Genomic DNA, 13,153 nt, shown 5'->3' on the forward strand with positions numbered 1-13,153 from the left:
CCAATACAGAAATGTTTTCTGGAGCTGATACGTTTTGTTATTCACTCATAACTTGTCAAAACTCATTGTTTCTGCCACTTTGCTGGCATTGGTGGGCTGTAGTTTAAAACCTACACAACCTGACTATAATCAGGAAATTGAGCGCGAAAAGCAGACAATTGCTGATTGGCAAAACGATGTTGATGCCACCGGTGTTAGTGATCTTAATGATTTGATTAATGCGCCAGAAGTAATGCCTTGGGTTGAAACCGCACTCAACAATAACCCTAGCTTGCAGCAAACACTACTAACGCTACTGATATTAGAAAAACAACATACTGTTGCTGAGGCTGCACGATTGCCTATGGTTGGCGCTGGCTTTGGCGCTAATAGAATTCAAGATAGTGATGATAGTTTTAACAGTGAGCTTAGCATCAGCTGGCAAGTGGATTTATGGGGTCAGCTCAGCGATTTAGAACAAGCCGCTCAACAAGATATCGTACAGCAGTCGCTGTTATTACAATCAGCTCGCGACACGCTTGCAGCCGAAGTCATGAGTAATTGGCTGACATTAATCGCTCAGCAACGTGCTGCAGATATCGAGAGTCAAAGACTTAATAGCCTAAAACAAACCGAAGCCTTTATTTTGGCTCGCTATCAACTCGGCCTTGGCGTCTTAGAAGATCTAGATAGTGCTCGCACAGCCGTTGCCAGCTCCGAAGCAAGACTCACCGGCTTACGTGAAAATCAGCGCCAACAGCAAATATTTTTAAGGACATTACTGGGTCAGACCGAATTACCCTCACTAAAGGCATTGCCAGCAGATTATCCAACGGTGTTATTGCCACTCGCGGATTTACCAGAGCAAACCTTAGCGCGTCGCCCTGACCTTCAGGCCGCTTACGTGGCAATCTTAGCCGCCGATTTACGTACCGATGCGGCTTATAAAGATCTGCTGCCACGATTAGATTTTCAAGCCATCTTGCAAGATGCTGCCAGCTCTCCTCGAGAGGCTTTATTTGGCGCACCAGCATGGTCATTACTTGGCCAACTGACCGCGCCGTTGTACGAAGGTGGTCAACGTAAAGCGACCGCCGAAATTAACGCATTACAAACAGCGATTAATTATCAAGCTTATCGTGACCAACTGCTGACAGCCGTTACCGAAATCGAACAAGCACTGAGTTTTGAGCAAGCTCTGCAAAGTCAGCAGCAGTCGGTGGAAAAAGCACTAGCAAGCGCTGAGAACAATTTATTGCAATACCGAGAAAGTTATCAAAATGGTTTAAGAACCATTTTGGATCTGCTGACTGTGCAACAACAAAACTTCGATTTGCAGGCACAACGTGATGATTTGATTTATCAGCGCCTGCTCAACCGCATTAATCTTGGCCTTGCTTTAGGAATGGAGATCAACGCATGACCCGACGACTTCAATGGTTAGCTTTTACCGCCATGGCCATCGTCTTAGTGATTGTCTTCTGGTATAGCCAAAAAACCCGTGATGATTTTGCCAACCGCGAAATTATCAGACCTGAACCGGAAATCATACTTCCTGATGTCTCTGTGGTGAGCGTCTCTACTGATAAATATCAAGCAAGTATTAGTGCTTTTGGTGCGGCTAACCCGCGATTTAATGTCACTTTAAGTGCTCAAGTCACTGGTCAAGTACAAAGCCTATCACCCAGTTTTGATAATGGGCTGCGTGTTAAACAAGGCAGCACTTTGGCAAGCCTTGAAAATAGTGATTATCAAGCCGCCGTCACACAAGCCCAACAACAACTTGCAGAAGCTGAATTATTGTTTGTGCAAGAACAACGTCAAGGTCAGCAAGCCGCCATCGAATGGCAATCATCAGGCCTTAGTGGTGATCCAGATGCATTGGTATTAAGACAACCGCAACTCGCACAAACCCAAGCGGCGGTTAACAATGCCAAAGCCCAATTACGCAGTGCTGAAAAAGATCTGCAGTTCACTCATATCAAAGCACCTTTCGATGCACTGATTGTCAGTCGTGATGTGTCACCGGGTAGTTTTGTTCAGGCGGGTGCTCAAGTGGCAACTTTGTACAGCACTGACCGTGTTGAAATCAGCGTGTCGTTATCAGACCGTGAATGGCAAAGCCTACCTGCTATTGAAGAAATGCAGGCCAAACAATGGCCGGTTTTACTGGAAGCTGTTGAGGGTAATGGTCAATGGCAAGGTTTTGTTTTACGTAGCGAACAACACCTGAATGAAACAACACGCCAACGCGCTTTAATCATTAGCGTTGAAAACCCGCTGGATCAACAACCAATCCTCAACCCCGGCACTTTTGTTAAAGCGACGTTATCGGGTATTGAACAATCAGGTTTATGGCAGTTACCACTGACTAGCCTTAGCCAACGTGGTGATATTTGGTATGTGAATGAACAAAACCAATTAGCCAAATTTCCAAGCACGCCTATTTTTAGTAATGCAGATGCGATTTTTATTCGTCCACCAGAAAAACTTAGCAACGAAACGCAACGTGTTTTGATACAACCGATTGATAGCTATTTAGCTGGTATGCAGGTTTTACCAGTTGATGTGAATACTGATGAGTAGCATGCATCGCAGCGGCGTTATCGGTTGGTTTGCCAATAACCCCGTCGCCGCAAACCTACTAATGGTATTAGTGATCGTCATGGGCTTAATGTCGGTCGGCGATCTGCGTAAAGAAGCTTTCCCAGGCAGCAAACCTGACAGCATCAATATTTCGGTGTCTTATGACAGCGGTTCGGCACGCCAATCTGAAGAAGGTTTGGCTATTAAAATCGAAGAGCAGTTACAAGGTATCACTGGTATTCGCTCTATCACCAGTTCCTCAAATCGCAGTGGTGTCACCGTCACTGTCGAGATGCAAAGTGATTATGACCTCGATACCTTACTGAGAGACGTCAAAGCTCAGGTTGATGCGATTTCTACCTTCCCTGCTGATGCCAAAAATCCGGTTATAAGCAAAGCAGAACGTGAAGAACACGCACTTTGGATCCAACTTTACGGTGACACTGATCGTCAATCACTACAGCAAATTGCTGCGGAGATGGAACGAGATCTATTAAACCAGCCTTCTATTAATCGGGTGACGCTCTCGGGGCATCGTGATCCGATGATGATGATTGAGATTGATGACGGACGTCTGCAATCTTACGGCTTAACACTAACGGATGTTGAACAAGCCGTTAACAACAACTCATCGAATCCGTTAACCGCCGTGTTACGGAATGAATCCATTTATCTACAATTAAAGGCTGCAGAACAAGCTTATTTAAAAAATGATTTTGCCCAAATCCCGCTAGTCACGGGTGCAAATGGTCAACAGGTATTGTTAGGTGACGTTGCCGACATTTTGGACAGTTTTGATGACGATGTATCGGTGTTATCACGCTTTCAAGGGCAAGAAAGTATCGGCCTGCAAGTTGTCACGACCGGTCTAGATGATATCGCCGACTCTGTTGCTGATGCTCGCTGGGTAGTCGACTCTTGGATTGACAACCAAAAACTGCCTGCGGGAATTCATGTTGATACTTGGTATGACCGCAGCACCAGCATCATGGAGCGTTTGCAGCTGTTATTTAACAATGCGCTGATTGGTATGGCATTGGTATTTGTATTGCTGGCCGTTTTTCTTAATCTGACTGTCGCCTTTTGGGTTGCGATGGGCTTACCGTTTGTTTTCCTCGGTACGCTGTTTTTTATGGGAGATAATTGGGCTGGTTTATCCCTCAACTCGTTTACTACTTTTGGCTTTTTGATGGCGCTGGGCATTATCGTCGACGATGCCGTTGTCGTTGGGGAAAGTATTTACAGCGTACGCTCACGTGAAGGCGATACATTACGCAACACCATCAAAGGCACTATGCAGGTTGCCGTACCCACTATCTTTGGTGTGTTAACGACCGTTGCCGCTTTCTTTTCTTTGTCGCAAATTGAAGGCCGGTTGGGCGAGCTTTACGCACAATTTGCAGCCGTAGTCTCCATTGCGCTACTGCTATCAGTGGTCGAATCAAAATTGATTTTGCCAGCCCATATGGCGCATTTAAACACCCATAAAAGACCTACAAAAAATCTGATTGGCCGTGGCTGGCGGAAAATTCAATCGTCAGCTGATGGTGGCCTGCAATGGTTCGCTGAAAACATTTACCAACCAGCTTTAGATTTTTGCTTACGCTTTCGGTATGCCGTGTTAATGGTCTTTATGATGGTGTTTATCGTCGTGTTTTCGATGCCGTTTAACGGCACAGTCAGAATGAGTTTCTTCCCCTCAATTGTCGGCGATACAGTGCGCTCGAATATCCAAATGCATAATGATGTGAGCTATGGTCGTACCCATGAGACCTTACTATTTTTAGAAAAAAAGGCTTATGAAACCGATAAGCAGCTTTCTGATGGAAATGGCAGTGGTATTGCGCATCTGCAAGTCTTATCAGAAGCAGACCACAGTGGCGGTGTAACGGTCGAGCTATCACCTGATGCACCATACAATATCTTTGCGTTCCGCAGCGCTTGGGAAAAAGCGGTAGGTATGCCTGAGGGTGTGGACAGCCTGCGTATTCAAAGCGGTCGTGGTGGTGATGATCCGCTTCGTGTTGAATTACGCAGTAATGATGACAATGTCTTAACCTTGGCGGGTGAGGAAATGGCTGAGTTACTGTCCCCACTTCCCGGCATCATTGGTCTCGAAGATAATCTGCAACCTGGACAACCACAATTACAGTTAAGGCTTAACCAACAAGGTCGTGCTTTAGGCTTAACCACCGATCAATTAGCAATTCAGATTTTGCAGGGTTTTAGTGGTCAGGTCGTACAACGTTATCAACGTAATAGTGATGAAATCGAAGTTAAAGTTCGCTACCCCGAGACTGATAGGCAAAATCCTGCTGACGTTTTAAAATCGCGTGTCCGTCTGGATGATGGCACGGTTATTCCTTTATCTAGTGTTGCAGATGTCACTTATAGTTTTACTCGTGACAGCATCACCCGTATTGATGGCAAGCGCGCGGTATTTCTGTCTGCTGATGTCGATAAAGATCAGTTATCAGTAACCGAATTAGTATCTCGTTTACAAAGTGATGTTGTGCCCAAGTTAGAAGCCAAATACCCTGACTTGGATATCTACTTTGCTGGTGAAGCCGAAGAACAACGTGAAACTGAAGCCAGTATGTTGCACCTGTTTTTACTGGCAATGTTAGCAATCTATGCGCTGCTCGCCATTCCACTCAAGTCTTACAGTCAACCGCTTATCATTATGACGGCAATCCCATTTGGTATTGTAGGCGCCATTTTGGGTCATTGGTTAAATGACTTATCACTTGGGATTTTGTCTCTCAATGGAATCATTGCTTTAAGTGGTGTTGTGGTGAACGACAGTCTACTTTTAGCTGCTCGGTTTAATGAAATCAAACGTGATATGACCGACATTCGTTTAGCCGTGATTGATGCAGGGCGTAACCGACTTAGGGCGGTTCTTCTCACCTCATTTACGACCTTTGCCGGATTGGTTCCGTTATTGGGTGAAACCTCAATTCAAGCACAGTTTTTAATTCCGGCAGCCGTGTCACTTGCTTACGGCATTATGTTTGCCACCATTATTACTTTGTTGCTGATTCCGATGCTGTTGTTAATTCAACATGATTTACGTCAACTGATGCCTGGTCGACAAGATCTATCCTTACCAGCAAGGGGTTAATGATGTTGTCTGTTTTACTGATTGAAGATGATTTAGACCTGGCACAAACTGTCATTGATTACTTACAGCTTGATGGCATTCAGTGTGACCACGCCAGTAATGGCGCTGCTGGTCTGACCTTATTATCACAGCATGACTATGCGGTATTGTTACTAGACTTAAACCTACCGCGTATTGATGGTTTGACTGTTTGCGAAAGACTGCGTGCGGACGGAAAAGATATACCAGTATTAATGCTTACCGCTCGTGATCAATTAGGTGACAAACAAGCTGGCTTTGCCGCCGGTACGGATGATTATCTGGTCAAACCGTTTGCTTTAGAAGAGCTTGTGCTGCGTATTCAGGCCTTATCAAGACGTCGTAGTGGTCAAGTCCAGAAACTTCAAATTGGCGGCTTAGAAATGGATCTCAGCGCCCATGAAGTGAGACGTAATGATGAAATTATCAAACTCTCGCCTATTGGCTGGCAATTACTGGAAATTTTATTACGACATGCGCCTGATGTCGTGACGCGTCAAAAGTTACAAATGGCTGTTTGGGGTGAAGAAGTACCAGACAGTGATAGTTTAAAAGTACATATGCATCGTTTACGTAAAGCGGTTGATGGGCCTTTTGATTTCCCCATGCTACAAACGATTGCCGGACACGGTTTTGCACTTAGAGAAAGTCATGAAAAAACCGATTAGTCTCAAAAAACTTATCTCAATCGGTTTTATCACCTTAGGGCTGGTCATCGTCATTGGCTATAGCCTACTGAGTATGCATTTCTTCATTCGTGGCATGGATAATATTGTCGCCGGCAATATGGAAAATGCCGCCCTAACATTTATCGCCAGCCGTCGAGAATTTGATGCAAATGGTCATGCTTATTTTCGTGGCAATATGGTTTCATCAGACTGGCAGTCCCAACCAGAAACCATCCAACAAGCATTTGAACGCCCGACTGACGCCTCTGTATTGATGAAGCACAACCCGGCGGATTGGTTTGAACGCCCTGATGTTATGTATTTTGTCATGCAAGTCGAGGTAGATAACGAAAAGGTTTATATCAGTCGCACTATTAAAGCCGAAAATGTATCGACGATGGTCGGCAAAAATATGGCTGAAAGCCTGCAAATGCTGCTGCTTTTTAGTGCCATCATTGCCATTACGATGATTGCGTTGGTCTGGCTGATCCTAAGACATATTTCGCGGCCAGTCAGTAAACTTGGCCGTTGGACCCATGCCTTAAGTGCAGAGAACCTTCAAAAGCCAGTCCCTGACTTTATGTATCCTGAACTGAACGAGATGGCCAACTTGATTCACCGTAGTCTATGCTCAGTGCAACAAAGTTTAGAACGTGAACATCAGTTTTTACGTTACACCAGCCACGAATTAAGGACACCAATTAGTGTAATTCGGAACAACATCGAGTTACTGAATAAGTTGCAGTCTCAACCACAACCAGAAAATGCCACTATGCGTAAAGATATTGCAGACCGAATCGACCGTGCGAGTCGCAATATGCATTACCTGACTGAGACATTGTTATGGCTGAGTCGTGAACAAGATGTGCCGCTTCCCGTTAACACTTTCGCATTGGATGGGTTAATTACCCAGCTCTGTGAAGAAATGCGTTATTTGTTGAAAGACAAACAAGTCAGCATTTCAATTGAAACCATTGATTATCAATGTACTGCTTCAGAAGTTGCTTGTCGGATCGTGTTGGGTAATTTGATTCGTAATGCTTACCAACACACTTGGGAAGGTCGTGTCATCATCAGACAAGACGCCAATACCGTCATCATTCATAATCAACAACAAACAATGGAACATGATAACGGGCAAGCGTCAGGATTTGGTTTGGGCTTACAGCTCACCGCACAATTGACCACAAAACTCAGCTGGCGATATGAAAACCAGCCCACCCACAATGGTCACCATGTCACACTTACGATTAAGAATTCTCCGCCAGATGCTGTAAATAAAACTGCTTAGCCGTTCGGCCGCTATGACTCGCACGAGTCATTGCAAAAAACCGTGCTGCCTCATGTAATTTGTCTTTATCAATGTTTTTATCAGCAAACAGGCTGTCTACAATCGCAAAATAATTGTCCCAGGCATTGGGATAAAACGATAACCAAAGTCCAAATCGATCTGAAAGCGCTAACTTGTCTTCAATGCTGTCTGCATAATGGATTTCGCCATCAACAACTCGGCTATTTTGATTTTCTGATTGGCGCTCTGGTAATAAATGACGGCGATTAGAGGTCGCATAAATCCGTACATGGGCAGGCGGCATTTCTAGCCCCCCCTCCAACAAACTTTTTAACGGTTTGTAGCTGTCATCGCTTTCTTCAAATGACAAATCATCACAAAAAATGATGAACTTAAAGGGCCTATCTTCCAAGTCATCCATGATGTCTGGCAGCCACTTTAAATCATCTTTATCGAGTTGCAGCATCCGGAGTCCTTGATCGGCAAACTCATTCAATAATGCTTTAATCAATGATGATTTGCCGGTACCACGACTTCCCCATGACAAAACATGATGGCTCGACTCTCCTTGCAGAAAGCGCTTGGTATTTTCAACCAAAGCCGCTTTTTGTTCTTCCACACCGACAAGTTGAGACAAACGAATTGGATCCAGTCGAGTAACGGCTTTCAGTTTTTGTGAATTACTACGCCAGATAGCAGCGTGAAACTGATGCCAATCGATATTATTCATGGGCTAACTTTCCTACTTTTCATTATCAGGCATAAGATGAATTGCCTCGGTTAATAACGACACACTAACCGTTTCACCAAGCCGAATTTCGTTACGAATAACAACATGTTCCGGAAGATCCATTTGAAAGGACGCATCGCTTGCCTGCGGTATCGCTAACAACATCGTGGTGATACCGCGAAGTGTAATCATTTCTTTAACCACACAGCTTAACGGGTTTTCTTGCTGTCCATTTGATGGCCGGCGTCGCTGATGCAGTAATACTTTACTAGGAGAAATCGTCCACCAAACTTTATCTCCAGCTTGCCAGTCATCAATCTTTGCCGCATCAAAACGCATTCCATGCCAGACCATCCTAGCCTTGCCATCATGATGTTCGACTGTCGCTGGAAATAAGTTTCGCACATCCACTTGCCTTGCTACAGCAAGGCTGCCAGGTTGGTGTAAAACCTCATCTACTGGCCCTTGTTGCAAACTTGTTCCTTGATGAATGACGCACATTTCATCAGCAAGCATCGCAGCTTCATCTAAGTCATGTGTTACTAAAATGATTGGCATCGACAGCTGACGTCGCAAACTATGCAGTTCCAGATAAAGCTTTCTTCTGGTTACTTTATCTACTGCTGAAAAAGGCTCATCGAGCAGTAACACATTCGGTTCGCGAGCTAATGCTCTTGCTATGGCTACCCGTTGTTGTTGCCCACCAGAAAGTTGGCTTGGGTAACGGTCTGCAAGACCATTGAGGTTCACTTGCGCTAATAACGCGGCTATTCGCGCAGACTGATCTTTTACCGTTTCAGGTAAGGCTAATCGTAAATTATCTGCAACGGATAAATGTGGAAATAGCGCGTAGTTCTGAAACACCATGCCTATCCGGCGTTGTTGTGGTGTTAGCTCAATTTTTTGCTGACTATCCAGCCAAACCATGTCCTGACAGGTGATTTGACCTGATGTCATTTTTAATAAACCAGCGATGGCTCTTAAAACACTGGTTTTACCTGCACCCGATGGCCCAACTAAGGCTAATAAGTGGCCAGGTCGACAATGAAACTCGACATCTAATGGGATCGGTGAGGTATTTTGTAAGCGAACAGATAACATCAGATTTGCATCAACCGTCGGTTAAACCGATAAACCAATGTCACCGTTATCAAGGCAATAACCAGCAGCACAACCGACATTTCTTGAGCGGCAGCATGATTAAAAGCCAACACACTGTCATAAATAGCGACAGATAAGGTTCGCGTTTCGCCAGCAATATTGCCACCGATCATCAACACCACACCAAACTCACCTAAGGTATGACAAAAACTCAAAACTAAGCCTGTCACGATACCCGGCCATGCCAGTGGCAGTTCAACTTTTAAAAAAGTTTGCCAACGTGATAAACCGCTACACCAAGCGGCTTCGCGCAGTCCGTAAGGAATTTGCTCTAAGGCACGCAACATTGGTTGTATGGCAAATGGCAGGCTATAAATTAACGAGGCAACCAATAAACCATTAAATGAAAATGCCAGCTGTGAACCCGTTATATGATAAAACCAATTGCCGAGTAAGGCATTTTGATCCATTGCCGTGAGCAAAAAATACCCTAGTACGGTTGGCGGTAATACAAGCGGCAAGACAATCAAAGCTTCAATGAGATATTTACCTGTAAATTGTTGGTGCGCCAAGCCTCTTGCCAATAATAAGCCTAACGGCAACAACACCAGACTGGTGAGTGCTGCGAGCAATAATGAAACCTGAAGTGCCTGCCAATCCATAGTGTTTACTCCGGTATTTTAAAACCGTGTTCAACAAACCGCTGTTTTGCCGTATCGCTGGCTAAAAATGCCACAAAGTCTATAGCAGACTCACCAGCACGCTGGGTAAATACCCCAAGCTGTGGCAATATCACTGGCAGTTTCAAATAGTGGCCTTTACTTTGAATTTCTGGCTGAATAGCGTGGCTGAAAGGAATAAAGCCTAATGCCACATTACCCGTCATGGTGAACTGGGTTAATTGGCCGGCATTTTCAGCCTGTACTAGATAAGGCTCAACCATCGTCCACACATCGTGTTCCATCATGTACTTTCTGGCGGCAATGCCATAAGGCGCATGGATAGGACTCGCTATGGCGATTTTTTTATCGGGTGATGTTTGTAAATATGCTTTTAGGCCAGCCAAAGACTCATCAAGCTTAATATCAGAATGCTTGGCTGCAAACAAAGCCAATTGTGCGTCAGCATAATCAAAAGGTTGACCTTGTGTTAAACCTAACGCAATCAATGGATCGATAAAGCCACTATTTGCTGATAGAAACACCTGATATGGTGCGCCATGCTTAATTTGATTGCTAATCGTGCCAGAGGCGGCATAGGTGACGGCAATTTTATTTTCGGATTGCTTTTCGTATTCAGCAATAATTTCCGGCATCACATAGCGAAGATTCGCAGCCGCAGCGAGATGCACTGTTTCAGCCATAGCCGATGTGGTGAGCATCCATAACGTTACGTGCAAAAGTATTTTTCGCATTGATTAAGTCACACTAGAATAAAAAAAGCCCCGACTAGCGGGGCTTTTAAGTTTAGCCGAAAAGACTCTGTAACGGGGGAAATTAACCCTCGCTTGCAGGCTCTTCGTTAACTGCTTTCATGCTCAGACGGATACGGCCTTGGCGATCAACTTCCAAGACTTTAACGTCAATCACATCACCTTCAGACAGTTTATCGCTGACATTTTCCACACGCTCGTTAGAGATTTGTGAAATATGAACCAGACCATCTTTGCCAGGCAGGATGGTAACAAATGCACCGAAGTCCATCAGTTTAGCAACACGACCTTGGTAGACTTTGCCAACTTCAACTTCTGCTGTGATTTGTTCAATGCGGTGCAGCGCTTCTTGACCTGCATTGTAATCCGCAGAGAAGATCATGACAGTCCCATCGTCTTGAATATCGATTGTTGCGCCAGTTTCTTCAGTAATTGCACGAATCGTTGCGCCACCTTTACCGATAACATCACGGATCTTATCAGCGTTAATTTTAGTGGTGATGATGCGCGGTGCAAACTCAGACATTTCTTGACGGTGTGTGTTGATAACCGCATTCATTTTGCCAAGAATATGCAAACGACCTTCACGGGCTTGTGCCAGTGCAGTACGCATGATTTCTTCGTTGATACCTTCGATCTTGATATCCATTTGCAGTGCGGTAACACCTTTATCGGTACCCGCTACTTTAAAGTCCATATCACCAAGGTGATCTTCATCACCCAAGATATCGCTGATAACCGCATAGGCTTCAGGTTCTTTAATCAGACCCATCGCAATACCAGCAACTGGCGCTTTAATAGGTACACCAGCGTCCATCAATGCTAATGAGGTACCACAAACAGAAGCCATAGAGCTTGAACCGTTTGATTCAGTGATTTCAGAAACCACACGTACAACGTACGGGAATTCTTCAGCAGTCGGCATAACCGCTTGGATACCACGTTTTGCCAATTTACCGTGACCAATTTCACGACGCTTTGGTGAACCAACAAAACCAGTTTCACCTACGCAGAATGGAGGGAAGTTGTAATGCAACATGAAACGATCACGGTATTCACCTTCAACCGCATCAATCGTTTGTGCATCACGTTCAGCACCCAATGTTGCAACAACCATTGCTTGTGTTTCACCACGAGTGAACAAAGCAGAACCATGTACACGTGGTAATACGGTAGTTTCAACAAAAACAGGACGGACAGTTTTGGTATCACGACCATCGATACGTGGTTCACCAGCGATAATACGGCCACGAACCAATTCTTTTTCTAACTTACCGAAAATGCCTTTAACATCTTCTTCAGACCATTCACCTTCTTCGGTAACCAAAGCTGCAACTGCTGCTTCACGAATCTCAGCCAATTGATCCTGACGCATCAATTTATCGCTGATGGTGTAAGCCTGACCGATGCCAGCAAACGCAACGTCTTTCACAGCGTTATACAACGTTTCATCTTTCGCTTCAGCAACCCATTCCCAAGCTGGTTTACCAACTTCGGCTTGTAACTCACGAACTAAGTTAATCGCTGTTTGCATTTGTTGGTGACCAAACATCACCGAACCCAACATGACTTCTTCAGGCAATTCACTTGCTTCCGATTCAACCATCAATACGGCAGTTTCAGTACCAGCAACAACGAGGTCTAATGCGCTTTCTTCCAGTTGTTTTTTAGCTGGGTTTAAGACGTATTGACCATCAATGTAACCAACACGTGCAGCACCCAATGGGCCATTGAAAGGAATGCCTGAAATAGCCAATGCCGCTGAAGCACCAATCATTGCAGGAATATCAGGATCGATGGCTGGGTCAATCGCAACAACCGTTGCAATAACCTGAACTTCATTGATGAAGCCTTTAGGGAATAACGGACGTAAAGGACGGTCAATTAGACGCGATGTTAATGTTTCTTTTTCGCTTGGACGACCTTCACGTTTAAAGAAACCACCCGGGATTTTACCAGCAGCGTATGTACGCTCTTGGTAGTTCACGGTTAATGGAAAGAAGTCCTGGCCCGGTTTTACGTTTTTCTGACCAACTACGGTAACTAAAACGGCGGTATCACCCAAGCTAGCCATAACCGCACCACCCGCTTGACGAGCGATCTTGCCGGTTTCTAGGCTGAGCAGGTGCTCACCGAACTGAACTGTCTTTTTTACTGAATTCACTATTATTTCCTTCTCTTGACGACGCTGCCATTAAACCTTTTCAATGACAGTTTAAAAAAC

General features: G+C 44.8%; 10 protein-coding genes. 5 read left to right on the plus strand and 5 right to left on the minus strand.

Annotation, left to right across the window (positions count from 1 at the left end; translation table 11 throughout):
- The first annotated feature begins 34 nt into the window (after nt 1-34).
- From OMP94_RS07290 to OMP94_RS07310, 5 genes are read left to right on the plus strand one after another with little or no spacing between them, the layout of a single operon-like run.
- Nucleotides 35-1,402, plus strand: a complete 1,368-nt coding sequence (locus OMP94_RS07290; RefSeq protein ID WP_266277622.1) for a TolC family protein — start codon at nt 35-37, stop codon at nt 1,400-1,402.
- Nucleotides 1,399-2,565: an efflux RND transporter periplasmic adaptor subunit gene (locus OMP94_RS07295; protein WP_266277623.1), complete on the plus strand. Its 1,167-nt coding sequence runs from the start codon at nt 1,399-1,401 to the stop codon at nt 2,563-2,565. The genes OMP94_RS07290 and OMP94_RS07295 overlap by 4 nt, the downstream gene beginning before the upstream one ends.
- Nucleotides 2,558-5,689: an efflux RND transporter permease subunit gene (locus OMP94_RS07300; protein WP_266277624.1), complete on the plus strand. Its 3,132-nt coding sequence runs from the start codon at nt 2,558-2,560 to the stop codon at nt 5,687-5,689. Before OMP94_RS07295 ends, OMP94_RS07300 begins: the two co-directional genes overlap by 8 nt.
- Nucleotides 5,690-5,691: 2 nt before the next feature.
- On the plus strand, nt 5,692-6,375 hold the full coding sequence (locus OMP94_RS07305; protein ID WP_416240456.1) for a response regulator transcription factor: 684 nt from the start codon (nt 5,692-5,694) through the stop codon (nt 6,373-6,375).
- Nucleotides 6,359-7,666, plus strand: a complete 1,308-nt coding sequence (locus OMP94_RS07310; RefSeq protein WP_266277626.1) for a sensor histidine kinase — start codon at nt 6,359-6,361, stop codon at nt 7,664-7,666. The genes OMP94_RS07305 and OMP94_RS07310 overlap by 17 nt, the downstream gene beginning before the upstream one ends.
- On the opposite strand, the gene OMP94_RS07315 is transcribed toward OMP94_RS07310, so the two are convergent.
- The 5 genes from OMP94_RS07315 to pnp form a co-directional block, all read right to left on the minus strand.
- Nucleotides 7,626-8,396, minus strand: a complete 771-nt coding sequence (locus OMP94_RS07315) for an ATP-binding protein (RefSeq protein WP_266277627.1) — start codon at nt 8,394-8,396, stop codon at nt 7,626-7,628. The genes OMP94_RS07310 and OMP94_RS07315 overlap by 41 nt on opposite strands.
- Nucleotides 8,397-8,408: 12 nt before the next feature.
- Nucleotides 8,409-9,497 (minus strand): ABC transporter ATP-binding protein, encoded by a 1,089-nt coding sequence (locus tag OMP94_RS07320; RefSeq protein ID WP_266277628.1) that lies wholly within the window; start codon nt 9,495-9,497, stop codon nt 8,409-8,411.
- Entirely contained in the window at nt 9,497-10,159 is a 663-nt protein-coding gene (modB, locus tag OMP94_RS07325; protein ID WP_266277629.1) for a molybdate ABC transporter permease subunit, read from the minus strand. The genes OMP94_RS07320 and modB overlap by 1 nt, the downstream gene beginning before the upstream one ends.
- Nucleotides 10,160-10,164: 5 nt before the next feature.
- On the minus strand, nt 10,165-10,911 hold the full coding sequence (gene modA / locus OMP94_RS07330) for a molybdate ABC transporter substrate-binding protein (RefSeq protein ID WP_266277630.1): 747 nt from the start codon (nt 10,909-10,911) through the stop codon (nt 10,165-10,167).
- Nucleotides 10,912-10,993: 82 nt separating this feature from the next.
- Entirely contained in the window at nt 10,994-13,093 is a 2,100-nt protein-coding gene (gene pnp, locus OMP94_RS07335) for a polyribonucleotide nucleotidyltransferase (RefSeq protein WP_266277631.1), read from the minus strand.
- Nucleotides 13,094-13,153 lie beyond the last annotated feature (60 nt).

The sequence above is a fragment of the Methylophaga sp. OBS3 genome, from assembly GCF_026319325.1.
GTDB lineage: Bacteria > Pseudomonadota > Gammaproteobacteria > Nitrosococcales > Methylophagaceae > Methylophaga.